Annotated in this window: 14 protein-coding genes; 4 read left to right on the top strand and 10 right to left on the bottom strand. The window is 56.7% G+C overall.

Annotated elements, in window-relative coordinates; genetic code table 11:
* The first annotated feature begins 173 nt into the window (after positions 1 to 173).
* The gene (locus tag ACFOTD_RS12480; RefSeq protein ID WP_378119120.1) at positions 174 to 1,919 is read left to right on the top strand and encodes a cache domain-containing sensor histidine kinase; all 1,746 of its coding nucleotides are present in this window, start codon (positions 174 to 176) and stop codon (positions 1,917 to 1,919) included.
* Positions 1,912 to 3,609: a helix-turn-helix domain-containing protein gene (locus ACFOTD_RS12475; RefSeq protein ID WP_378119118.1), complete on the top strand. Its 1,698-nt coding sequence runs from the start codon at positions 1,912 to 1,914 to the stop codon at positions 3,607 to 3,609. The genes ACFOTD_RS12480 and ACFOTD_RS12475 overlap by 8 nt, the downstream gene beginning before the upstream one ends.
* 852 nt (positions 3,610 to 4,461) lie before the next feature.
* Here ACFOTD_RS12475 and ACFOTD_RS12470 read toward each other — a convergent pair.
* Positions 4,462 to 6,849, bottom strand: coding sequence for an FAD-dependent oxidoreductase (locus ACFOTD_RS12470; protein ID WP_378119116.1), 2,388 nt, complete (start codon positions 6,847 to 6,849; stop codon positions 4,462 to 4,464).
* A gap of 271 nt (positions 6,850 to 7,120) precedes the next feature.
* Between ACFOTD_RS12470 and ACFOTD_RS12465 the strand changes: the two genes are divergently transcribed.
* Both ACFOTD_RS12465 and ACFOTD_RS12460 read left to right on the top strand, forming a co-directional pair.
* On the top strand, positions 7,121 to 8,224 hold the full coding sequence (locus ACFOTD_RS12465) for a hypothetical protein (protein ID WP_378119114.1): 1,104 nt from the start codon (positions 7,121 to 7,123) through the stop codon (positions 8,222 to 8,224).
* A gap of 180 nt (positions 8,225 to 8,404) precedes the next feature.
* Positions 8,405 to 8,845, top strand: coding sequence for a MarR family winged helix-turn-helix transcriptional regulator (locus ACFOTD_RS12460; protein ID WP_378119112.1), 441 nt, complete (start codon positions 8,405 to 8,407; stop codon positions 8,843 to 8,845).
* A 444-nt stretch (positions 8,846 to 9,289) separates the two neighbouring features.
* On the opposite strand, the gene ACFOTD_RS12455 is transcribed toward ACFOTD_RS12460, so the two are convergent.
* The 9 genes from ACFOTD_RS12455 to ACFOTD_RS12415 all read right to left on the bottom strand — a co-directional run bounded on the left by ACFOTD_RS12455 (position 9,290) and on the right by ACFOTD_RS12415 (position 26,145).
* Positions 9,290 to 10,975, bottom strand: a complete 1,686-nt coding sequence (locus tag ACFOTD_RS12455; RefSeq protein ID WP_378119110.1) for a beta-L-arabinofuranosidase domain-containing protein — start codon at positions 10,973 to 10,975, stop codon at positions 9,290 to 9,292.
* A gap of 21 nt (positions 10,976 to 10,996) precedes the next feature.
* A complete protein-coding gene (locus tag ACFOTD_RS12450) occupies positions 10,997 to 14,893 on the bottom strand; it encodes a discoidin domain-containing protein (RefSeq protein ID WP_378119108.1) in 3,897 nt (1,298 codons plus the stop codon).
* 48 nt (positions 14,894 to 14,941) lie between these two features.
* Positions 14,942 to 16,744, bottom strand: coding sequence for a type 2 periplasmic-binding domain-containing protein (locus tag ACFOTD_RS12445; protein WP_378119106.1), 1,803 nt, complete (start codon positions 16,742 to 16,744; stop codon positions 14,942 to 14,944).
* A gap of 67 nt (positions 16,745 to 16,811) precedes the next feature.
* Positions 16,812 to 17,696 carry a carbohydrate ABC transporter permease gene (locus ACFOTD_RS12440; RefSeq protein ID WP_378119104.1) on the bottom strand — a complete coding sequence of 295 codons (885 nt, stop codon included), beginning with the start codon at positions 17,694 to 17,696 and terminating at the stop codon, positions 16,812 to 16,814.
* Positions 17,697 to 17,736: 40 nt separating this feature from the next.
* Positions 17,737 to 18,681: an ABC transporter permease gene (locus tag ACFOTD_RS12435; protein WP_378119103.1), complete on the bottom strand. Its 945-nt coding sequence runs from the start codon at positions 18,679 to 18,681 to the stop codon at positions 17,737 to 17,739.
* 15 nt (positions 18,682 to 18,696) lie between these two features.
* On the bottom strand, positions 18,697 to 21,108 hold the full coding sequence (locus ACFOTD_RS12430; protein WP_378119101.1) for an alpha-L-rhamnosidase-related protein: 2,412 nt from the start codon (positions 21,106 to 21,108) through the stop codon (positions 18,697 to 18,699).
* Positions 21,108 to 21,773, bottom strand: a complete 666-nt coding sequence (gene pgmB / locus ACFOTD_RS12425) for a beta-phosphoglucomutase (RefSeq protein WP_378119099.1) — start codon at positions 21,771 to 21,773, stop codon at positions 21,108 to 21,110. Before pgmB ends, ACFOTD_RS12430 begins: the two co-directional genes overlap by 1 nt.
* On the bottom strand, positions 21,766 to 24,213 hold the full coding sequence (locus ACFOTD_RS12420; RefSeq protein ID WP_378119096.1) for a glycoside hydrolase family 65 protein: 2,448 nt from the start codon (positions 24,211 to 24,213) through the stop codon (positions 21,766 to 21,768). The genes pgmB and ACFOTD_RS12420 overlap by 8 nt, the downstream gene beginning before the upstream one ends.
* A gap of 99 nt (positions 24,214 to 24,312) precedes the next feature.
* Entirely contained in the window at positions 24,313 to 26,145 is a 1,833-nt protein-coding gene (locus tag ACFOTD_RS12415) for a sensor histidine kinase (RefSeq protein ID WP_378119094.1), read from the bottom strand.

The following is a 26,145-nucleotide window of genomic DNA, read 5'->3' as shown; positions in this document are numbered from 1 at the left end:
TAACTATAATTCTTGAAAGCGCTTATAAAAATAGCATCATTTTTGATTTGATACCTTCATTTTGGTTCCGCGATGCGGCCGGAAGGGTTGGCGGGCAAATTGTCGAATACGTGATTGTCGAATACCGAGGGACATCGGGGACGTTAAATTCCCTTTTAGAAAGAAGGTTCGCCATGCGCCGCCCTATGAACGCCATGAGCATCAAGAGCAAGGTCATGCTGGCTTTTGTCGCGCTGATCCTGCTTCCTTTCAGCGCGCTCGGGCTCTACACGTACGATCAATCCCAGCGCTTTCTTCGGGCCCAGCTGATCGCAAACGCTTCCACGACGCTGAAGCAGATGACGTTCACGATCGAGAACAAGATCGATCTGCTCGAAAGCCTCAGCGACTCCATTACCTATAACTATCGCCTGCAGCAGTTTCTGGCGAGCCCTTTCTCGGGAGACGACTCGCTGGATACGTACTTCAGCTATGCGGCGCCGTTAATCAACTACGCCATGCTGTTCCAGAAGGTCAATACGGAGAAAATATCCGTTTATATGAAAAACGACAGCATTCCGGAGGGGTTCGGCGCCTTCTTCCGCGCATCCCGGGCGATGAAGGAGCCTTGGTACGCGCCCTTCGCCGAGTCGGGAGCGAAGTCGGCATGGGTCGTCCGCGACAGTGCGGAGAGCGGCCGTACGTACGGCTTCGTGCAAAAGATGGTGTCCCTGGAGGGCGCCGACATCGGGTTTACGCTGGTTGAAGTGCGGCCGGGCGATCTGCTAGGGACGGCGCTGCCGGAGAATCCGGTGGCCGGGCAGGACGTGGCCATTGCGGATGCGCGGGGCGAGCTTGTCTTTCCGGCTGGCAGCGCCGTCGGCCTCCCTCTCCCGCTTCAACAGAAGCTGGCCGACGGCGGTCATGCGGTCCGCGGCGGCCGTCTCTATGTCGGCGAGCGGCTGGACCGCGTCGGCTTGTCCATGCTGATGAACCTCAAGCTCCCGCGCACGGCGAATTCCTGGCAGGTCGCCAGCAATCTGATTTTTATCGCCGCGACGGTCGTGCTGCTATTTGCCTTCTATTCCGTGCTCCAAATGGCGCTGCGCACGATGAGAACGAGCATCCGCCAGATGGATCAGGCGATCGAATCCGGCTTCGAGCCGATTCCGATCCGGCGACGGGACGAATTCGGGGTCATCAGCGAGCGGTTTAACCTGCTGCTGAACAAGATCACGACGCTGATGAAGGACATGATCCGCAAAGAAACGATTCAGAAGGACGCCCAGTTGGCGGCGCTGCAGTCGCAGATCAATCCTCACTTCATTTACAACACGCTCGACATGTTCAGCGCCAGGATGGAGCTCGCCGGGCAATTCGAAGTGTCGGACGCGATGGCCGATTTCGGAAAGATGATGCGTTACAACATGGACGGCCGTTCGAAGTTCGCGACGCTCGAATCCGAGATCCGTTACCTGGAGCAGTACATGAATCTGCAAAAGGTCAAATACGGCGGCGAGGTCGAGCTGGATATTCAGGTGCCGGGCGAGCTGCTTGGACTTCGCATGATACGCTTCATCCTGCAGCCGATCGTGGAGAACAGCATCAAGCACGGTTTTCCGGCGAACGGCTCGCTTCGCATCGTGCTCACGGCCGGCCTTGGGTCCGAGCGGACCGTCCTGATCTCGATCAAGGACAACGGGCCGGGCATCGGGGAGACGCGGTTGGCGTCTCTCAATCGGCGGTTCAGGGAGTCCGATTATGCCCCGCCTGACGATCACACGAGAGAAAGCATCGGCCTCGGCAATATCAACGAAAGATTAAAGCTGTTCTATGGCGAAGCGTATGCCATCCGGCTTAACAGCCTAGAAGGCGAATATGCGGAGACGATCGTTACGATTCCCTGCGGTACAGGAGAGGAAGACAACAACGATGTATAACATCCTTATTATCGATGACGAGCGTCTGATCGCCGAAGGGGTCAAAGCCAAGCTAGAACGCGCGGGAATGAGCGAGATCTCGGAGATCCGCGTCGCTTGCGGCGGAGAGGAAGGGCTGCGGGTCGCGGCGGAGCTTGCGCCGCATATCGTCATTACGGATATGCGCATGCCCGACATCGACGGCGTGCAGGTCGTCCGCCGGCTCTCCGCCGAGCTGCCGCGGACCAAGTTCATTCTGCTGAGCGGCTACGGCGATTACGCCTACGTTCGCGAGGCCTTTAAATACGGCGTGCTGGATTACTTGCTGAAGCCGGCGGGCTCGGCCGAGCTCGCGGAGCAGATCAAGGCGGCGATAAAGGCCATCGAGGAGGATGCCCGGCAGGCTGCCATCGCGGAGCGAAGCCGCCGGACGGAGCATCTGGCGCTCGCCGCGCGGATGAACGCGCTGCTGAACGATGCGGGTACGCAGGGCGCTGCGGGGAATTCGGTGGGCGGTTCGGTCGGGGGCTTGGTTGGCGGCTTGGTTGGCGGCTTGGTTGGCGGCTCGATGAGCGGTTCGGTGAGTGGTTCGGTGAGTGGCTCGGTCGGCGGCTCGGCGAACCGGTCGGACGACAGATCGGCGGACCGGTCCTTGGCGGAAGCGTATTTGAGCCATGCCCATGCGGTGGTCGCTTTGTTCCATGTCGGCGAAGCTGCCTTTAGCTCGGCAGACTTGTCGCTGGTTACGTCCGTGCTGGAAAGCCAGGCGAGCGCGGGCGGATTGGCCGAGCGGCTCAAGTTGGTCGTGTTCCACGATGGAGGCGGACAGATCTGCGCGGTTATTAACTTTGCGGTAGATGAAACGGGTGATGGTACGACTTTGCTGCTCGAAGCTGCCGTTGCGCACCTTCGGGAGACAGGAGCTGAGCGGGCGGCCGCCTTCGTGAGCGAGATAGGATCTCCTGCGGAGCTGCGACAGCTGTATGAGCATGCAAGGCTCGCGATGTCTTACCGGATTTTGCGGGAACCTCGCGATGTGTTAGGATGGCAGCCGGCGCTGTCTGCCGGCGGTCGCGAGGAACATTCGCCCGCTCGCAAAGATATCGAAGAGCTGCGCCTGGCCGTAGATACGCTCCAACTGGAACGGATCGCACACTGGATCGACCGCTGGCTGCCCGACAGCCTGATCGGAGCCGCATCCCTTGAACAAATCGAAGCAGTTTACGGCCTTCTGCTCACCGAGATTCGACGGCGCTTGAGCGGACATCACCCGCTCGAACGGAGCGAGCCCGTCCGCGCGTTGGCTTCCTTTCATACGCTAAGCGACCTTCGTCGCTATCTGAAAGAATATGCAGGTGCGGCCAAACAATCCGCAGGCGAGCATGCCGAACCGGAGGAAACGGTCGTCTCCTTCGCGGAGAGCTATGTGCGGGAGCATTTCAGTCGCGACATCCAGCTGGCGGAGATGGCGAACCGCGTATCCATGAACTACTCCTACTTCAGCAGGCTGTTCAAGGAGCGGACCGGGTTGACCTTCACCGCCTATCTGATCAAGGTGCGGATGGAAGAAGCGCGCAAGCTTCTTCAAGATCCCACCCTGCGCATCAACGAAGTGTCCGACCGGGTCGGCTACGGCAATCTGTACCACTTCTCCCGCGCGTTCAAAAACTACTTCGGCATGTCGCCAAAGGAGTATCGTCGTTCGAGGTAGGAGAAGGATCGACGCTAAGAACGCGCCTCGGTAGAGGTCACAGTCTCGCCATGTAGCTCTATATGGAGCTTCTTAGCCCCGGTTGGCTCCCCGGCTCACCATGTAGCTCTATATGGAGCTTCTTCGCCTCGGTTGCTGGCGCGGTCCCTCCATGTAGTTCTATTTGGGACTTCTTAGCCTCGGTTGCTGGCGCGGTCTCTCCATGTAGTTCTATTTGGGACTTCTTCGCCTCGGTTGCCGGCGCGGTCCCGCCATGTAGTTCTATATGGAGCTTCTTCGCCTCGATTGGCTCCCCGGGTCCGCCATGTAGCTCCATATGGAGCTTCTTCGCCTCGGTTGGCCCCCCAACCCCGCCATGTAGCTCTATATGGGACTTCTTCGCCTCGATTGCTGGCGCGGTCCCGCCATGTAGTTCTATATGGGACTTCTTCGCCTCGGTTGCCGGCGCGGTCCTACCGTGTAGTTCTATATAGGACTTCTTCGCCTCGGTTGCTGGCGCGGTCCCGCCATGTAGTTCTATTTGGGACTTCTTAGCCTTGATTGCCGGCGCGAACACACCATGTGGCGCTACACAGCGCCACTTCGCCTCGATCGGCGACACGGTCTCGCCATGTGACGCTGTACAGCGTCTCTTCGCCTCGATCGGCGGCGCGGTCTCGCCATGTGGCGCTGTACAGCGCCTCTTCGCTCGGTTGCCGGCGCGGCCTCGCCATGTGACGCTGTACAGCGCCTCTTCGCCTCGATCGACGCCGCGGTCCGCTCCAGCGAGCATCATAGACCAAAAAGCAAAAAAAAGGATGAAGCTGCGAATACCTCTGCTTCATCCTCTTTTGCGTTTAATATTCGCCGAGCTTATTCTTCTTGCGGCGCATAGCAGCGAATCTCGTAGATGGCGGCGGACGGATCGCCATTGGTCGCTTCGATCACGACGCGCAGCTTGGCGGTCGTGACCGGCTTCTCCAAGCGGTGGCGGCAATGCCGCTGGTAGTTGCCCCGCACGGCCGCGATCTCCGTCCAAGCCCCGCCTTCCCACGCTTCGATCCGGTAATTCTTCGCACACTGCGGATCTTTATAGAAAGGCGCATACCCGTGATACTCCCATAGCAGATGACCGGGAAACGTCAACTCCACGTGCCCGATTGTCTGCGGCTGCTCCCAAGTCAGCTCGAGCCATTGCGGCAGCGCCTGATCCGGGTCCGAACGCCATAGATTCGTGTACCGGTTGGGGCGCGCCACGCCGTTCACCGCCTGCTCCGGGCCGAAGCTGCGCTGCGGCGGTTCCACCCGGAAGCTGCGCGTCGGACCGTTCCAGTCCCTGCGCATCTTGCCGCCCCCCATCTCATACGCGCAAGTATGCGCCGGTACGGCGCCCGATGCGACATGCCATTGCAGGCTCGCATTCGCCAGCAGATCGAGACGCACGTACTTGCCGGGCTCGAGGCCGCCGTCCTTCGATAACCGAACGTCCCACTCGACCCACTCGAAAGCCGCGCCGGGCTTGATGGTCAGCAGCGTGGTCGCGAGCGGCTCCAGCTCCTCCGTGCGGTAATCCCAGATATGATCGACGGGCAGGATCCGCGCCTCTACGGTCTGCTCGACGTCCGACAGGTTGGACAGGCAGACCGCCACGCGATCCAGCGTCTCTTCGGCGATCGCGATCCATTGGCCTTTGCGCTCCCGCAACGCCTCCGTTTCCGGGAACCGCCGAGAATCATCCTTCTCCGCATCCATACCTGCACAAGCCGCTTCGCTGCTGGCGTTCACCCGGGCCGCGCGCGCCAGATCCAGCTCGTCCTCGTTCGTCGCGTTCGGCAGGAAGCAGCCGTCTCGGAGCAGCGTCTGCTGCACCTCCCGAATCGCTTGCCCCGGCACATCCTTAAGCGCGATGCCGAGCTTCAAGGCAATCGCGGCCGAAGTGCCGACGGCTTGCCCGACGATCGCCGTCGTGCCCATGACCCGCACCGTGCCGAGCGCGGCATGCGTGACGCTGACGTTGCGTCCGGCCATCATCAGGTTGTCGACGTCCCGGGCAATCGACGAACGCAGCGGAATGCCGTACGGTCCGCAATAGCTTTTGACCATGTACGAGCTGGTCTCGTTGTAGCCTTCGGCGCTCGCATGCTCGCTCGTCGGCGCCAGCAGGCCGCCCGGCGTATGCAGGTCCAGAAACCAGCCGCCGTAAGCGATCTCGTCCTCGAACACGGTTCTGTTCAGCGGGTCGTGCTCGGTCATCAAGTAGAGACCCTGGATTCTCCGGCTCTCGCGCTTGCCCGGCACCTGCCCGATCCAGTCGATCGCGTGGTTCGCGGCCAGCTCCTTCGTATTGGGATCCTTGTTCTTGATCCAGTCCCAGACGCCCAGCACGTACCGCGTCAATTGATGCCGGATGTCCTCGTTCTCGTGAATCGTATGCCACGGCACGCCGATCTCGATCCACCAGTAGCCGCCGCGTACATCGTTGGGCCTCCGGCCTTCCTTATAGAAAAAGTCCGGGTTGTCCAGCTTCGCCGCCCATTCCGGGGCCTCGAACGGCGCAGGCGCGCCGGTGTTCACCGTCTTGAACAGCAGCGACGAGCCCATCACGTCGCCGCTCGCCTGAAGCGGCGCATGCGGCTCGTTATATTCGTCCCGGCCTTCCGAGCCCATATGCCACTCGCACCCGGCCAGATCCGCCACGATCCCGTCGCCCGTGCAATCGATGAAGATTTCGCCGCTCAATTCCAGCGTGGTCTCCGCATTCGCCACGACGCCGACGACCGCTTCGATGCGCCGCTCCGCGCTCTTGCGAACCTCGACGATCGACGTATTCAGGTAAAAGGTCAGATTCGGCGTTCGCACCGCCAGATCGTACATCGCCATATCCCATACGCTGTTCGTCCATCCGTTCTCGAAGATGACCTCGTGGTTGCGGGCGCGCTCCTCGATCAGCAGCTCCGAGATAATGCCCGTCTCCTTCGCATAAACGTGGAAGGCAGCCGCGCCGTGCGGTGTCACCCGTACCTCGGACGAGCTGTTGCCTCCGAAGACGGGCCGATCCTGAACGAGACAGGTCCGCGAGCCATGCCTGGCAGCGGCCACCGCAGCGCAGAATCCCGCCAGACCGCCGCCGCAAACGACGACATCGTAGCTTTCCTTGCGAATATTCCGGGTATTTTCCGCCTCGTGCGCTTGCCGTATGACACGCTCCGAATGCCTTCGATTAGCGTTGTTCGTGTTCTCCGTCAATTCCGTTGCCTCCATCGCCGTCTACCTCTTCAAACGGATTGACAGCGTTTTCTTTCATTTCCACCCCACTATACCATCGCGCTTCTACCGACAAAATAGCGCTATTTTTGATTTGATACCTTCATTTTGGATAACGAACGAGAGACCTCAAATAGAGGTATCAAAACAAAAACGAAGCTATGTATCGCAAAGCTTCCAATCGGTATACTGAGGGGCAGCAGGAAGAAAACGCTATCAAATCAGCTATAGCGTGCCGCACGAATGGCGGTTTAAGGGAGGGTTACACGTGATCCAGATTCGTTCGGACTATGCGGGCGGCAACATCAAGGTCGTCTCCGTGGACGAAGTCGTGAGAGTAGAGCAGGAAATACGGGACTCCGCCTATTGGTGGTTTTACTGGAGCTTCTGCATCCGCTGCGATGAAGAAAGAGACGTCGTCTTCGAATTCACGAACGGCGAGGTCGTCGGCCCCTGGGGTCCGGCTTACAGCCTGGACGGCATTCACTGGGAATGGCTCGGCGCGCAAAGCGTCCTGAGCGCCAAGTCCTTCGTCTACCGCTTCGCCCCCGACCATCCCGAGGTTTACTTCGCTTTTTCGCTGCCCTACCAGGTCCGACACTTCGAGAGATTTTACGAGCGCATCAAGACTCTCCCTATCGTACGCCGGGACATCCTTTGCCTGACCAAAAAACAGACGGAGGTGCCGCTCCTCCTCGTCGGCAGCGCTGATGCGCCGGAGCATCTCTTCTTCTGCAGCCGCCACCATGCGTGCGAATCGACGGTGAACTACGTGCTGGAGGGACTGTTGGCATTTCTCATAGAAGACCATCCCGCATCCGGGTTTCTCGAACGCTATTGCATCCATTTCGTCCCTTTCGTTGACATCGACGGCGTCGAAAACGGCGATCAAGGCAAAGGAAGAGCGCCTCACGACCATAACCGGGATTATGTCGAGCAGCCGATTTATGCGGTTACGCCGGCGATCATGCGGTTCGTGCGCGCTTTGCGTCCCGTCGTCGGCATGGATTTTCATTGTCCGCACAAGTGGGGCGAGCGGAACGACCACGTCTTTATCGTTAAAACGGGCACCGGGGCGGACCGCAGGATCGAGCGTTTCGGGCAAGCGCTGAGCGAGCTGTCGCGGGGATTGGACGACGCGCGGGACATCCCCTACGATCCGGCCAACGATATCGAGATGGGCGACGATTGGAACCAGCCGTATCCGACCTGCTCCTCCTTTATGATTCAGGAGAACGTGCCGATGGCCTTTTCGATCAAGATTCCTTACTTCGGTCTCGTCGAAGGGCAGTATACGGCCGATTCGCTCCGGCGGTTAGGCGGACGTATGGCACAGGCGTTGAAGATTTATTTGTGCGAAAAGAGCGTGTGAGTAAATCACCGATAAAAGAAGCCCGGCTTGCGGCAACGTCGCAAACCGGGCTTCTTTTGTCTGACGCGGCCTGCGTTTCCGTCAGGCATTTTCATGGAACGCCTTGTTTGTTATAATTTAGTTGTTTTTTGATAAGAAGATGCCGCATGCCGATAACATACAGGAACCGGGGTGATCGATATGGATTTGAAATCGACGGTTTTCCAGCAGCTCGTCTCCCTCATTACGTCGGCGCACCAGGTGCATTACGAGATGACGAAGGATATGCCGATGCACGGCTTGACGCCGCAGCAATACGAGATCATGGAGTTTCTCGCGGTCGAACAGCCGATGACCTTAAGCCGGATCAGCGAGTGCAAGGGCATCTCGATGCCGAACACGAGCCGGGAGATCAAGAAGCTGATGGAGCAAGGCCTGTGCGAAAAAATCGAGGATCCGTCGGACCGGAGAAAACAGCACATCCGGCTCTCGCCGCTCGGACAAGCCCGGATGAACGAATCGTTTTCCTTTATGATGAACCGCTTCATGCAGCGAATCGAGGGAACTTCGGATAACGAGCTGGCGGAGGCCTCGGACGCAATCGGGCGGCTTCAATCCGGGATTTTCCGCGTATTGCAATAGATGCCGTGCACGAAATGTAAAAGATCGGAAATTATAAATTGGGGCAGCAATTTACGGAAAGGTAAGCGCGCTCGGCGAACCGGAGATTTATGGAAGCTTGGCGGGCAAAAAACTGCATCTGTACATTTATTTTCTGCCGAGTCGCGACACGTGATGAAATACCTGCAAATATGCAGGTAAATGCAAAGCGCAAACCGAAATCGGGTTGATGAAAGAGAAATACCTGCGCATTTGCATCTATGATGTACAAAGAGGTCTAAATCGGCAAAAAAAGATGTATATTTGCAGGCATTGCAATGAAAGAACGACGCAGGCGACGGCACGCGGACCCACTGAAACGGCTGTCAAATGAGCCATTGATAGGCGTCCCGCGCCCCCAGGCTCAGATACCCGCCAAACTTAAAGGACCGTCAGGGCGATCATCCCCCTGACGGTCCTTTTCGCTTAAAACAATACCTGTTTTCTGTTGCGGACCGCTTCGTCATGCGGCTTATCGATCAGATCGTTGACCGGCGTCAGCTTCGCGCCTGAAGCCGTCATGACGTATGCGCCTCTGCCAAGCGCCACGATGTCCATGTCGCCGCCGATCGCAAGCGGAGACTCGGCGTTGTCGATCCCCAGCAATAGTGCGCCGTGCCTGTATGAAAAAGCATCATGCGCACCGTGACGGCCAAAAACCGTTTCCTGACGGAGGAAGATGCCGAAGGCGAGCTCGATAACCGTCTCTGCTTCCAACACCCCCGTCAAGGTTACGAATCCATTGTGCACGGCGACGCTTCTTGCTGCGCCATCGACACGCAAGTCAATCGACGACGTCTCCGCCCACGGCGGCACAAAGAGACGCAGGACGACAGGCTTGGCGACCGTGGATTCGATGACTTCGAGGCGTACAAGCCCTTCATACGGGTACTCGGTATGCTGTTGGATCGCGAGCTGTCCGTCTTTCATGATGAACCAGCCACGATTTTCCCCATAGAAAGGTACGGTTATCTGATCCCCCTGCACGAAATAGCTATATTCGATCGCGCGGGCAAGACCTTCTCCTCCCCGCATCGTACAGCACCAGAACGCCTCGAACAGCTCGGGAGATTTCGGTTCTAGCATGCGCTCTCCGCCCGCTCCCGTGCACACGTCGCAGCCAAACCCGCCATTGGGCCGCTGACCGTAGCCCAGGCCGTTATAGTAAATATGGTGGGCCGTATCGAGATACGCCGCCTTGCCGGTATGCTTCCAGAGCGAGACGGCCACGATGAAGGAATCGACGACCGCGCAGCTTTCCGTCCAATCCGGCCGGCCGAACCAGTTGTAATTGGCATACGATTCGGTCATGCCCGCCTGCACATACAGCGCGAACACTTCCTCCGCCTTCCCCAAGAGCGATGGATCGCTTGTCGTCTCGTAATGGCGCAGCACGCCCCGCAGCGCTGACAAAGTCGCATGCGTCTGGAAGGATAAGCCGGCCAGATCGACGGTTTTGAATTTGGCGATCATTTCGTCGATCAACGCGCCCAATTCCGGCAGCGGGACGATTTGGTACGCTTGCGTAGCGCCATCCAGCATGATAAAAGCGCAGCCGATGTCGCTAGACAGCCGCCAAGCGCCGACCCGCTCTTGCTGCAGCTCGCCAATGGCTTCCCCGGCGAATACGCGCTGCTCCGGCAATATCGGGTACTCCCTATAATGCCCGCTCGCAGGCAGGAGGAGATGCCGGACGATTCGCTCAATAACCGACAGCGAGAAGGCATCCTTTTTCCACCTGTAATGCTCGGCCATGGCCCGCAAAAACCAGCTGTTGCCCGACAATTGCTGCTCGTCGACCGTGCCCGGTTCTTGGACAGGACCGAAGTATCCATGCGCATTCAGACGATCCGGCAAACGCTCCATGATCTCCGCCAGATGCTGCGGCTCCCGCTGCGTCGACTGCGCCAGCAATACGAGCGCCAAGATTGTCCTTCCCTCCCAATCGCCCGGCCACTCGTAATCGGGCGCTTTGAAGACCGCATCGGGCTCGTACGGCTCCGTCTCCATCCGGTCAAAGCTGAGCGATGCCCGTCTGCGCAGCTCGCCGGCTGCCTCCAGATCATGCCAAGGAATCGCGTTTAAGCCGTTTGCGCTGTTTATGCCGTTCAAAGCCGGACGCCTCCTCTTTGCCTATTCCGCATACTGGATCTGCGGGATCCACGTCGTGCTGTCGCTCGTAATGGTGTTATATCGATTTACGTAAAATTTCAATTCGTCGCCTTGACGCACATACAGCAAGACGTTCATATTAAGCCCGGTCGTATCGTTCCCGGCAATGAACTGCCATCCTCCGGCATTCGGCCAGACGGTCTCGTTATTTTTCAGGATACGAACCTGCACGCCGTCCCCGCCCGCGGCGCTCTTCCTGACATTCCCCGCGGCAGTGATCTCGATCATGCCGTCCCTGGGCGCTTTGAACACTCTTACCGCGTCCTGGCCGGCATCCGGGTGCTGCCACTGATTCGTGATCAGGCTGTAAGCCGCGCTGCCCTTCCACCGTCCATTGGCGCTGTCCCAGGTCATATTGTTCAGAACCCCGCCCGCATCTTCCTTATAGAACCAGTTCTTGGTCCCCTGCGTGGAGGAAAAGTCGGTATCGCCATTGTACGTATCTACAAAAGCGATCTGGGGCGCCCAATACGTCGTATCGGAATTGCTGTTCCCGTTATTGTTGACGACAAAGCTGAATTGGTCGCCCTGGTTGACTGCCGTAACCCCCTGGAAGGCAACGCCGGTAATATCCGTGATGGTCTCGTAGCCGCTCGAAGGCCACCATGGCGATCCGTTCTTCAGAATCTTGACCTTGATTCCGTTGCCGCCGCTGTAGCGAAGACGTACGACGCCGGTTACCTTGACCGTTCCCGCTTGCGGAGCCGTATAGATGCGCACGGCCTCGCGGTTGTCGTCCGGATGCATCCAGCCGCTGCCGATCAGGCTGAAGTCCGATGTGCCTTTCCATCTGCCGCCGACCCAAGTCATCGGATTGACCGTCATCGTGCTGCCGTTCCACAGCCATTCCTGGTAGTTCCAGTTGTTGACGCTTTGCGAGCTCGAGAAGCCGGAGGTCGCTTTGAACTTCTTGATGCCTGGCTCATTCATCGTCGCAGCGACGGCGTAAGGCTGCAGCTCCGCGACTTGCATGGCATAGCCGGTGCCGTCGGCCCCCAAGCGGGTCGCATGCATGCGAATGTATCTGGCCAGTACGGGCGCGTTAAACGAGAAGGTCTGCGCCGCGGAACCCGGATTGGCGTAATTGCTGTAATTGGCGCCCGGCACGTCGAACCATTCGATGCCGTCCAGGCTGGATTGGAACTTGAAGTCGACCGGAAATCCGTTGCCGCCGCTTCTCGGCGTGACCTGCACGCGCTTCACCGCGTTATTGGCGCCAGTATCGACAAATACGGATTCCGAATGCCCCGCATCCGCATACGCGGCACTGGACCAATAAGTAGCCGCGTTGCCGTCGATGGCTTTGGCGGACGTCTGCGACCCGCCGACCGTCGATGCGCCGCTGCCGCTGCGCGACGTCGACGTTCCGGCGCCCATGCTGTCGGAGATCGTGACCGTACGCGCCCCGGCGGCCGTAATGTTATAGGTCACCAATCCGTTTTCGTCGGCCGTGCGCGAGTAGCTCGTTCCATTGTCGTTAATGGTGTACGCATAACCGGGCTTCATATTGTTCCACATGAACCGGACGGTTTCCGCGCCGTCGTTTTGCATAAGCGTTCTGCTTAATTGGCCGTCGTAGCGAATGCGGTATTGATGGCCCCGCATATTGTAGTTGATCTCCGTCCCGAAGAGCGAGGAATCCAGGACCGGATTCACCTCCAAAGCGTCGTACTTCGGCTTGACCCCCAGCACGTCCGTGATCAGCGTAGCGCCGGCTTCCATGTTGACGTCCATCTTCGTGTACATGCCGAAGATGCCGGTCAATTGCCAGGTGAATACGTCCTGCGCCCAGTAAGGATCGCCGGGCTGATAGTAGAGATCGACGATGTTTTTAATGTATTTGAACGGAAGCGCGCTCCCCGCTCTTGCATAGGCGCCGACCATTTCTCCTGTCGTATGGGGGAATACGTCGCCGTTCTCCCAATCCGGGAACGAAGCGGTGAAGGTCGGGTTGACCTCCGTGCCGTCCATCGGGTAGAGATTGAGCGGATAAGCCTTCGCCTGATTCCGGACCATCCAGTCGTCCAGCCCCTGATAGGTGTCGAAGCCCCCGTACAGAATGGACTGCATGCGCTCCTTGTTCGCCACGCCGTACTTGATGGCCGCCGAATCCACGTGCACGTATTTCACGTCGGCCTTCATCGTGCCGTTCATATTCCGCCAGCCGATAAAGCCTTGATTCGTATTGGACCACAGTCCGCCGTAAATCAGGTCTTTATTGTACGCTTCCTTCAGCTTGCGGGCTTTGTCCCTGTAATATTGCGCCTTGGCCGCATCCCCGATGGCCTTCTCTTCAATGTCGGCCCATTGCGTCAGAGCGCCGTACATCAACGCGTTGATATAGGCGTCCTCTCCGCCCAGGTAGACTTGATCGAGGTATGCCTGCGCGCTTAATCCCGTGTTGGTCGCCAGCGTCGCCTCGACCAGTCCGTTGCCGTTCGAATCCTTGGACAGCCGAAAATCCAGCGCTTTGCGGATGCCCGCCTTGACCGTATTCGCCCAAGCCGTATCTCCGGTTGCGTTAATATAGGCTGCGGCGGCCAACGGCATCGCCTCGTCCGCTTCCGAATCCTCCGGGAACTCGTACACCTGTCCGCCCGCTACGCCCCTGATATGTCCGGAGGGCTCCTGCACGGCAATGGCCATCTCCGTATTTTTCCTCAGCGCTTCGAGCGCGATCCTGTTGCTGGCGGACGTCTGCATGGCCAGCATGGCGTCAATGCCCCACTGCATTTCCATCAATCCTGAATATTCGGGCCTTAGCGCATTCCAAGCGCCGCCCGCCCCCAGTAAATCGACGATCGAATCCCGCCCGAATTCGGTGATGAACCGCGCGAATTTCTGTTCATTGATGCCGGAGGCGGCAGGGAAGCTGCCGATATCGTAATAATCGTCCAGGTTTAATTTGGCGCTGATCGTATAGGTGATCGAGTCGGTCTGCAGATCGGCGATCGCTACCGGGTCGTAAGCATGCCTGTTGTTGACGTTGGCCGCCACGGGCGAGAACAAGTGGAAGTTCACGGTTTTGGCCGGGTTGTGCAGCGTATGGGCGAATGCCGGCAAGCTCAATTTATGGTCCAGCTGCAAAGAATAAGGCGCGGTGGCGCTGCGGTAGATCTCGGATGAAATGTAGCGGCTGGAGGTTGTCCGAATCTTGAGCAGGAAGGCGTTGGACTCGCTGAGCAAATCCATGTCGCCCCCGATGTAGCCGAAGCCGGCTTCCGCTTCCTCGCCGTAATATTTATCCCCGGGCGTCAGGCTCCGCAAGGTGGTCCCGTCCGCGGGCGAGATGAGCGTATTCGATCCGCCGTCTCCGCGGTAGGATGTATTAAACATGCTCTGCTTAAAGGTAAAGCCGAGCGACTTCATATCGACCGTCGTGTAGGAACCGGAGATCCAGTCGTTCGTCTTATCCACCTTGACCTGCACGTCGTCCGTGTTAGCCGTGAAGGTCCATGTTTCCGTCACCTTCAGATAGGCGTTCTGGTACGAAATCCCGCTGACCACCGCTGTACTGCCGCTTACGGTTACGGTCGGGCTGGTCGACAACGTGGCCGTCGTAACCGGGGTGCTGCCTCTCGGCACTTCAAAGCTGGAGAGAATGCCGCCCGCATCCAGCGTCTCGACCGAATTGATCTTCAGCGAATCGATTTTGCTTTTGAGGTTGTAATCGAGCGACAGCGATACATTTCCCCCGCTCACGGTGAGCCGCTTGTTCGCCGTATCGTTCGTTATCGTTCCGGCTGCGGCAGCCGGCTTGGCTTGGAGCGGGCCGAATCCCTGACCGGGCAGCAAAGAGATACAAAGGGACAGCAAGGCGGAGATCGTCACGACTAGCGCTTTCTTCAATGGATTCATGGATGATTCCTCCAGAAGATGATAGATTCGATTCGCGATCGCTCACTGCTATTTTCCTTGAAGCACCCGGAAATAGTCCGACATATCCTTTTTGGCCGCCTCGTATTTATCGGCCTTGAATTCCTTTAATACCGAATCGAAGGCTTGATCGACCTCCGCATCGTCCTTGGCCTTGAGAATTTTAGCCACCTTCTGCGCCACGAACTCTCCCCAGAACCAATTTCCGACTTCGCTTGCGTTCTCGCCGTACGGCGCGACGTGCGTTCCGTCGGTCGCCAGCTTTTCCACGGCTACCGCATGCCTGGCCGTTTCAAAGGCGTCCATTTGCACCGGATAGCTCTTCTGCCAGGTCACCGGGTTATAGCCGAACAAGCCGACTGCGGTGCGCAATGCCTTGGCGGTGAAGCCGTCGCTGTAGAACGGATCGTAAAGGCCGTAATAGCTGGCCGACTTCCCGTCCGCCGTTTTTTGTCCGCTGGCGACCGCCTGGCCGAACGACTCGTCCTTGAATACGCGCTTGCCGTCTTTCTCCGTATAGAGTCCGGCGCTCTCCGGTCCCCACGTCATCAGCTCCATGGCCTCGTCGGAATACAGCCAATCGAAATACTTCAGCAGACGCGGCAGGTCCTTTACCTTTTTGCTGATCATGACGTTATAAAAGCCGCTTGGATAAGTGGCGTCCACGTACGTTTTTCCGCTGGCCGCCTTCGGCCAAGGGATCGGCCTCAGATCGTACGCGGGATTGATTTGCTTCAAGGATTCTCTCGACTTGGACCAATTGTCCGAATAGCTTGCGACGGCGATCCGGCCGGAATTGAGCTTTTCCATATACTGCTCGGTCTTTTGAATGACGTAATCGTTGTCCAGCAGCTTGCCGGCGTACCATTGGTTAATCGTCTTGTAGTAATCCCGCATGCCCGGGTTGTCCAGGAATCCGCTTACATTTCCGCTGCCGTCAATCATCCAGCCGGGGTTCGTGTACAACGTGCTGAAATGATAGATGCTCCAGTTCATCATGCTCAGCGGAATGACAGGCTTGTCGCCTTCCATTAGATTCAGGTCTTTGATCTGCTGGAGCAGTTTGGTAAAGTCCGCGACGGTCTCGATTTTCGGATCGAGCGCGAGTTCGTCCGCCGTATAATTGCGCGGATTCGCTTTCAGATCCGTTTCGATCTCGCTCATCGTCTTAAACTTGTAACCCAGCTTTTGGAGAATATCCTCCCGCACGACCAGGCCCATGCTCGTTTGCCCTTTGTAAAAAATGTCGTCGTCCGGAATGTTCGCGCCGACTTGCGGGTCGCTCTTGAACGGCGTTGCATTGGGCAGCGCGATAATATGTCCGTCTTTGTCCTTCAGCATGTTCCAGGCGAGCTCGGACGTCCACTTTTTCATATTCGGGAGCTGGTCGATATAATCGTCCAGCGCGACGAACTTGTCGCTCGCATAAAATTTGCTGACGTTCGGATTATCGACCAGCACCACGTCGGGCAGCGTATCGGAGGCGACCAGCAGATTAAATTTCTCTTCCGGCCGCATCCCCGAGGCCGTGACGATATCGCTTACCTTGATCTTGAATTTATTCTCGATATAAGGCGTGACGACGTCGTTCGGATTGTTGTAGAAGTCTTGCGGCGTGCTGTGTACGGCATCGAAAAAGCTATATTCCATGTCCTCCAGCGGCGCTTCCGAAGAAGCGCCGGAAGAAGCCGTACTCTGCGCTGTCGCCGAACCCTCTTTTTCCACCACGGTATTTGCCGTATCATTGTTGCAGCCGGTCAAAGCCGTAGTTACCGCCAGCGCGCCGATCATCGTGACCGCATGCCATTTACGCTTCCATCCTGCCAGTTTCATCGTTCTGTCTCCCCTTATAGTCGTTAATCTATCTATAGCCGCGCTGCAGTCGCGGGTATATTCGCGATCAGGCTTTAACTGCGCCCATGGTGACGCCTTTGACGAAGTACTTTTGCAAAAAAGGATAGACGCAGACGGCCGGCACGACCGACACGATCAGCGTGCTCATCTTGATGGCTTCCGGCGTCACATTGCTTTTTCCCTGGGACATTAACGCCATTTGTTGAAAATCCTTCGCTTGCGCCTCGAACATAATTTTATAGAGCAGCGTTTGCAGCGGATGCAGCCTCGTATCGGTCATATACAGGAACGCGTCGAACCACGAATTCCATTGCGCGACGCCGACGAACAAAGCGATCGTGATAAAAACCGGCACGGACAGCGGAACGACGACCTTCATGAATATCGTCAGCTCTCCGGCGCCGTCGATTCTCGCCGATTCTTCCAGGCTCTCGGGGAGCCCTCTTAAAAAAGTGGAGATTATAATCAGATGAAAAGTGCTGAACATGCCCGGCAGAATATACACCCAGAAGCTATTCATCAGATGCAGCTTATTGATGAGAATATAGGACGGTATCAAGCCGCCTGCCACGAACATCGGGATCATAAAATAGAGCATCAGTCCCTTTTTGCCGTAAAGATCGTCCTTGGAAATCGCATACGCGGCGATGCCGGTAACCGTCAGATGCAGGAGCGTACCGGACAGCGTCCGGGCAACGGAGATTCCAAATGCGTTAAGGATCAGATCGTTCGAGAATACGGCTTTGTAATTTTCGAGCGTAGGATGATCGGGCAAGAAGGTAATAATCCGGCTGGCAGACGACGTCCCGTCGCTGAAGGAATAGGCCAGCACATATAAAAAGGGATAGATCGTTACCCCGCAAAGAACGATTAAAAGGATGACGATCATCGTATTTGCGCTTTTTTCATAGATCAAATGTTTGGGATACATGCGCTTCCTCCATTATGGATCGCAGATATGAATCGCAGAGTCAATATAGGCCGTAGCCGTTCACTTTTTTGGACATGCGGTTAGAGAGTACGATCAAGATCAAAGCGACGGCGGATTGGAAAAGGCCGATGGCCGACGCATATGAATAATGGGCATATTGAACGCCGATCTTGTAGACCAGAATGTCGAGATTGTCCGAGGCGCTGCTCACCATGGCATTTCGAAGGTTAAATAGGGTTTCGAAGTTTGGCGTCATGGTGCCGCCTACCGAGAAGTTAACGCTCACGATACTCCCCGTCGTCAGGATGAACAGCACGATAATCGTCGGAGCGATCCCCGGCAGCGTAATATGCCAGATTCTCTTGAGGCGGCCCGCGCCGTCCACGATGGCCGCTTCATAGAGCTGCTGATCGATCGCGGTGATCGCGGCGAGATAGATAATCGAGTTCCAGCCGATCTCCTTCCAGATTGCCGATCCGATGGCGATTCCCCAGAAATAATGCGGTTCCCGCATAAAAGCGACGGCCTCGCCTCCGAAAACGGAAGTCATTATGACATTAACGATTCCCGTGTCCTGGTCCAGCAGCCGGTAGACGATGCCGCCGATGATGACCCAAGAAATAAAGTGCGGCAAGTAAGTGATGGACTGCACGGTTTTCTTGAAGCGGCCTTCCTTCAGCTCGTTTACCATTAAGGCCATTAAGATTGGCATCGGGAACCCGATCAGGATCGCGAACACGTTGATGCCGAGCGTGTTCTTCAAGGATTCGTAAAAATCGGGGTTGTCGAACATGGCGGCGAAATGCTTGAAGCCGACGAACGGACTGGACAAAAAGCCTGTTGAAACCGTGTAATCCTGGAAAGCGATGACGATGCCGAGCATCGGCAAATAGTTAAATATAAAGACGGCAACGACCGCCGGAACCAAGAATAAATAAAGCGTCTTTCGCCGTTTGATTCGCTTCCAAACCTGCCCTCTTTCCATGCCTGACGCTCCTGTCTATTTGTTGATGATGAAATGGATCTGCCCCTTCGACGAAACCGATTTTTCCACGCGAGTTCCCTGCGCGAATGGCGGCGGAAGTTCGAGCGATACGTCGTACCTGTCCGGAACGTAGGCCATAAGCTCGAACCGGCTGTCCGTCCGGTGCCACTCGACGCTGATCGTGCCTCCCATGCAGGCCAGCGTTCCCTTGCACCATTTCAAGCCGCAGGGATTGGGGGCGAGCCGAACCGTGCGATGAAGCTCATCGGGCGCATGCAGGCCGAGTATGTCGCGAACGAGCCAGACGCTGGCGTGAGCGGCGAATCCGTGACATACGCTGTCCGAGCTGGACGTATGCTCCCACAAGGTTCCGGGCCCGTTATCGATCATGTGCGAAAATAGAGCCTTCATTTCCCGGAGCAGGCGACGATGCTCTCCCCAGCGAGCCAGCAGATCAAAGCGAAGAAAATAACCGATGAATACGCCGGCGCGCGCCAGCATGACATCCGAAGCAAGCTGCGGGGCAGCCGGACCGTGCGCTTCGATTAATCGACGGACCGTCTCGGGCCGCGCGTCCCGCTCGGACGCGGCAAACGTGAGCACATAATATTGGACGGCTTCGGAGAAGAGAGGTCCCGGTATCAGGCCGCCCTCCGAATCGCGCTTGAGCGAATCGGCATACCAACTTCCGGCGAAGGATGTACCGGGCAATATGCGCCGCAAGCGATCGGCTTTGTCCGTCCACGCCGGTGTCCGATAAATCTCGCCGGCGCGCTGCAAGACATGCGCATAGAGCGCATTCGTTGCGACGGAGACGGGCGATTTGTACGCCTCCAGATTGGCGGACGACCATTCTACGAACACATAGCCAGGGAGGTTTTCCAGCAAGCCTGCCTCGTTCTCATAAGGAGCGAATTGACCGAGCAGGTTCTCGACCGTCAGGCGATAATCGGCAAGCATCCGGGTGTCGCCCGATCTGCAGACGTATTCGTCGAGCTCAAGGATAAGAAACAACGGCCAATTCGGAATAAAGCAGCCTTGATTGGCGAAGCCGGACGGATAACAGACCGGGAAAAAACCTTCTGCCAACGGCGCTTGATCCGAACGGAGAAAATTGTCGAGCATCGCCCGCTCCACGGACGTATCGCCGAGCATCAGCCGCGCCGCTCTGCCCGACCAGAAGGAATCGCACAGCCATCCTGCCCGTTCTCTTCCCGGACAATCCATGAACACGTCCAGCGTATTCATGATCAGCGTTTTCTCGGCCGCGTCGTAAATCCGGTTTAATTCCCCTTCGTTGCACAAGAAGGCTTTTTGCAAAGGCGGCTGAAATTGATATAAAACCGTAAATAAATCGTGAACCGTAAACGACTGGCCGCGCACGATCAGCTTCACGTAACGAAAAGCGTGGGGCTCGAAGGCAATGAAGGTAAACCGGCCGGGCTGGCTATTTAAACGGATAACGCTGTTGCTGCCGGAGCGCCGAGGATTAAAGGTTCCCCGGTCTTCAAGCAAATCCGTGAAAACCAGATCCAAGGTGCCCGCTTCCAGGCAGGTGAATTCGATCCCGATAAAACCGCTGTTCATCTCGCCGAAGTCATAGGCCAGGGCGGCGGCTCGGCCTGGAGCCGGTTGAATCGTAATCGCGTTATCCGGATGCGCGCGCTGGATGCCGGTAAAGGGAAGCGCAACCTCCTTGCTGCATGCCACGGAAGGGCGGTCAACGACAGGCGGCGACGCGTAAAAGCGATCGGTCTCCTCCCGAAAATGCGGGTGCGGGGCAACCGCCAGATCCGGGTCGGCTTCCGTGTCGTGAACGGCGATCAGCCTGGCGCCCCTTGCCGCGCGCATGTCCGGCAACGGCGCGACTCTTGGCAGCAAGACAGGCCGTTCATCCAATTCCTCCACTTCCGTCCTTCCCGCCGGCTCCTCTGCGGCATTCGTACGCCAGTCGATATAGGACCGGTCCAGGTCATAGGTTTCGCCCAGGCATCTGGCATGGGAGAAAGCTTCGGTCAGCTGTCGGCGATGATAAAGCCTGAAGCCTTGCCAGCTGCGATCCGTATAAGCCAGCACCGTATCGCCGACCGTCCATTCAGCCATCAGGAAGCTGGACTCCCCCGTTACGTAAACATTCGGATCGTTGTACCCGGCCAGTTCGATCGCCAGCACGTGCTCCCTCCCTTTGACCATCACGGCCGTCAGGTCCAGTACATCCACTCTGGCATAGCCATGGGCGGCACGCGCGGGTCCATGTCCCATCAATCGTCCGTCGACGTACAGTCTATAAAAGGTACGGGCCGTAATTTTTAGCAAGCATGCCTCCTCCGACTCTTCAGGACGCCTGACGACTTTACGGAATCCGGCCTGTATGTTTTTCTCCAGATGCAGCCCCTTCAAGAAAATCGGTTTAGCCAGCTTCATCATCAGGGAGCGGCCTCCTTGTATCTGACCGGGGAAAGCAGCAGCTCCCGCAGCCCGCTTACGACCAGATCCGCTTCTTTAAGCACAAGCTTGTCGCCGATGCCAACGCACTTCATGCCGGCGTTTTTGGCCGCCTGAATGCCCGCCGTCGAATCCTCCAGTACGAGGCAGCCTTCAGGCTGTACCTGCAGCAATTGCGCGCATTTTAGAAATACCTCCGGATCCGGCTTCGTCTGCGCCACCATGCTTCCGTCTACGACGGCATCGAACCAATCCTGTATGCGCAGGCGCTCCAGAATGATGCCTGCGTTTCTGCTGGAGGTGCCCAACCCGATTCGCACGCCAGCCTTTTTTAACGAATCCACGTACGCGCGGGCACCGGGTAATAGATGGGTTTCGTTTAAGCCTGCTAAATATTCGAGATACCACTCGTTTTTCCGCGAAGCCCATTCCCGTTTTTCCTCCGCAGGCATGGCTTCGTTTCCCTTTTGCAGCACATATTCCAGGGATTGCGACCGGCTGACGCCCTTCAGCCGTTCATTGTCTTCTTGCGTAAAAGGAATGCGCAGCGCCTCGGCAACGCGCCGCCAGGCCAGATAGTGATATTGGGCCGTGTCCACCAAAACCCCGTCCAGGTCGAATATCGCGGCATTTATCGCCTTATCCATGCACGGCTGCCTCCCGATGCTTGGGGACGGAGATGCGTTCGCCCGAGTATTCGGCGCTCCAGGCGTACGCTTGTCCCCATATTTTGACCCGGAAGGCTTCTTCCCCGATCTCGGGCAGCGTAATATGCAGCTGCTCCTGCTCGGCTTCGACGGCTAGCCGGTACCCTCTCCACCTGACGGTGAAGGCCAGAGACTTCCACGCCTCCGGAAGCGAAGGCGCAATCTCCAGCATGCCGGACGTTTCGTCCGGCTGCACGCCGCCAAACCCGAAGATCAGCCCCTGCCAGACTGCGCCGGTGGCAGCCGCGTGAAGACCTAGGCCTGCATTGCCGTGCCGGTCCATCAAATCCGTTTTTGCCGTTCTCAGCCACAGGTCGTATGCCTTCTCCGTATCTCCAAGGCGCTGAGCCATCAAAGCGGACATGCCCATGCTTAGCGAGGATTGGTGCCAGGTGCGTTTTTCGTAGTATTCATAATTCGCCTTGATCGCCGCCGGATCGGCGAATCCGCGCAGCAGCAAGAGCAGCATGACCGTATCCGCCTGTTTGATAATCTTTGTTTGCGCTAACTCGGCCAACTGCGGTTTGCCGGTATAGACGGGCATGCCGTGATCGTCGAATGCCGTAAATTGATAATCTCTCTTTTGAAAATAACCGTCGAATTGCTCGATCAAAAGCTTTTCTTCGTCGCGCGGAATATAGATGAGAGCCGCTATTTTTCGCCACTCGGCGACGTCGTCCGGCCGCCAGGCCAGCCGCGCCAGCAACTCGCTCGCTTCTGCGGGAAACCGTGCCTGATAATCCGCTACCCGATCGGCTGCCTGAACTAAATTGTGGGCCGCCATCGCGTTCGTATAGGCATTGTTGTCCACGTGCTCGTGGAATTCGTCCGGGCCGATCACGTTCAGAATGACATACTGCCGGCGCTCCGGATCGAATGCAACTCGCGATTGCCAGAAGCGCGCCGTCTCGATGAGCAGCTCCAGTCCGTATTCCAGCATAAAGGCGGGATCGTCGACCACAGAGACGTACTGGCATACGGCATAGGCGATATCCGCCGTTACGTGATCCTCGATCTTGCCCATCCACAGCGGCTGGGAAGCGCCATGTTCGTCGTACGAGAACGGCGGTATTTCCTCCTGCCCGCCGGCAGCGGATTGCCACGGAAACTTGGCGCCCGCATATCCGGCTATTCTCGCGTTTTCTCTCGCGCCATCCAGTTTTTCATATCTGTATTTCAGCAGGGATTTAGCCAGATCGGGGAACGTATACATAAAGAAGGGCAGCATAAAAATTTCCGTGTCCCAGAAAACGTGGCCCCAGTAGCCTTCGCCATGCAGCCCTTTAGCGGCAATGCTGACGGCAGGCGATCCGGCATAGGCCGTGCTCATCAGATGGAACAGATTGAACCGAACGAGCCGGTTATCTTCCTCGCTGCCCGCGATCCGAATGTCCGCTTCATTCCACAACGCCGCGTAACATTCCGTATGCCTCCGCAGCTCCGCCGCCCAGCCTTCGGACCGATACTGCGCCAGATTGCGGTGAACGGCATCCCGCAGGCGATCCTCGTTAAGCTCCAGGGAATGATAGGTGGCAACGAGCTTATCGAGCTGCACCGTCTCCTGCCGGCCTATACGAAACTCGCAGTATTCGGCGCATGGCTCGCCGTCATTTGAAAGCTTGCGGAAGATCGTCGGCAATGGCGTAAATGGCGCTAATGGCGTTTGTCGGTCTAACCGGGAGAGGCCATGAATGGCGGCTCCGCATCCGATATGGATGCCTTCATCCTTTGTGACCGCTTCCAAATAGAGCTGCTCGGAACCGGCGCCTTCGGCGGCTTCGGCGGCGACGAGCTTAAAATGCTTGGCACGAAACTTCGGATTCGACTTCCAATTGACGGCCGCTCCGTCAAGACGGCTCTCCACGCCGAATACGCCTTCATAATTAAGCGGCGTTACGAGCAGGCGGATTCCCGCACGATGAACGTCGTGGCGGCTTACGAACCGGCACGTCCCTACCGCGGTTTCATGGCCGGCGGCGTCTCTGTATACGCTTTCGCTAATCAGAAAACCCTGCTTCATATCGAGGATGCGGCAGAATCGGACGACCTCGCTGGTCTGCGCGTTTAACGGGATCGCTTCTTCCGCAAAACGGAGGGCATTGCGGTTCGCGAATACGGATATGCCGTGCCAGTGAGGCAAATTAACCAATTCTCTGACCGGCCCGTTCCCTTTGTTGAAGACGCCCGCCAAATAGTTTCCCGGCATCTCCGGAATAGCCCCTTGCTCGAAAGCGCCGCGCGTTCCCATATATCCGTTCGTCAGCGTAAACAGCGTTTCATACTTTAAGTTGTGGTCTGTATCATACTTGTCTTGCACGATCAGCCAGTCGTCCTCGCTCAGCAACCGATTAAGGGCCTCGTGAAAAAAATACGCCGCCAAGTCGCTCTCTCCCCCTAACGTTTCTTTCACTTTTATTATAGGGGGGAGAAAAGACGCGAAAACAGACACGGAATGAACGATAAATATACGAAACGAACGCTATTCCGCGCTCAAACGATCGGCAAAGCGCAAAAGCCTGACGATCTCCTCCTTCGTCATAAACGGGAGAACAACCGTGACGACGGTTCCTTCGCCATACGCGCTCTCGATCGAAATCCCGTATTCCTCTCCGAAATATAGCTTGATTCGCTTCATGATGTTGCTTAATCCGTATCCGCCGGAGCCGTCCAACATCGCCTTGTTCAGTCCGTCCAATTGCTCTCCGGGGATGCCCGCGCCGTTATCCGTTACTTGAAATACGACGTTCCCTGCCGAGCGATACCCCTTGATATCCAGCCGCCCTTCCGTATGGACAGGTCGAAGTCCATGCACAATCGCATTTTCGACAATGGGCTGCAGAAACAGCTTGATCGTATAACAGGGCTCCATGCTTTCCTCGATTTGAAAGGCCGCCTCGAACTGAACGTTATAGGTAAATTTCAAAATCTCGATATAATCGCGAATCATGCTTATTTCCTCGGATACGCTTGTAATGAGCTCGCCATTATGAAGGAAATTGCGGTAAAAGAAGATCAGCCGCTCCGTCGTCTGAAAAATATCCTCCGCGCCCAGACGCTTTGCCTTTCTTTTAATGAGCGCGAGCGTGTTATACAGGAGGTGGGGATTAATCTGCGCCTGCAGCAGTTCGACCTCCATGCTCCTGGCCACTAATTTCGATTTATAGTCATGCTGGATCAGCTCGTTGATTCTTTTGGTCATTTGCACGAAGCTGCTATCGAGCACGCCGATCTCATCGTTGCCGGTTACGGAACGGAGTTCTTCCCCATCCACGCCTTTGGCCTGGAATCTGCGAATTTTGGACACGACCTTCGATATTCGCTTGGTGATCGCGGAGGAAACAAAAAAGGTCAAAATAAACGAACTAAGCAAGGTCAGAACCAGGACAATAAGCGTAATCTTCGTAATGGGCGCCAATTTCTCCGCAACCAGATCCGTTCTGTATAAGGATACGAGCCTCCAGCCCGTTACCTCGGAGGTCGTATAGGCGGCAATATAATTATCGCTGCCGTTTTTATATTTGAAATAGCCCTCCTTGCCGTCCCAGGCATGCGCGCTTAATTCCCCCGTCTGAAACGAGGCGGGTTGCTCGGGATAAGAAAAAACCGTCTGTCCCGATTCGTCGAAATAAAAGATTTGGCCGGACACGAACTGATCGTTGCGGCTGAATATCCCTTTAAAAATGCCGGTGGAAATATTCAGGTTTAACAGGCCCAACTGCTTGATCGTCTTAAAATCCATCAGCTTTCGATTCATCGAAATATACGTCGATTGCCCCGATTGATCCGCCAGCCAGTAAAAGGTCTTCTTGGAGGAAAGAAAGGCCGTGTACCAAGGTTTAGCGGCCATTTCCTGCATGTCCCGGATCCCCCCGCCATCCTTGGGCAAGGAATCGTTGCTGACGTAGATCACAGGTATTACTGCTTCAGCCGCGGTAGCCGACTTCGTAGAGAAGCTGCCCTCGGTATATCCGGTTTCCTCGAAAATGGAGCGTATCACTTTGTAAATGACGTTGGCGTACGCATTCGATACCATATCGATGTCGGTATACGTCTGGGCCAAAGTTTCCTGAAAAAGCGTGTTATTAAACAAAATATCGCTTTTTTTCATGTACACGGTAAGCTGAAAATCCATGACGTTGCTGGCTTGCTGCAGATTTCTCAGCAGCCATTTCATTTCATTCTGCTCGACGTACCTGGCCGCAATGGCGTAGGAGGACCAGCTGATCGCCAAAATCGCGCCGATTAAAATGGTCGTAAAACTGAACATTAACTTTTTGCGCAGGCTGATGTCATGCAGCTTGGGCCATTGCAT

Source organism: Cohnella sp. GCM10012308, from assembly GCF_042649185.1.
In the GTDB taxonomy this organism is placed as follows: domain Bacteria; phylum Bacillota; class Bacilli; order Paenibacillales; family Paenibacillaceae; genus Cohnella.
Note: the sequence above shows the minus strand (reverse complement) of the source record. Positions and strands in the feature narration are given on the sequence as shown.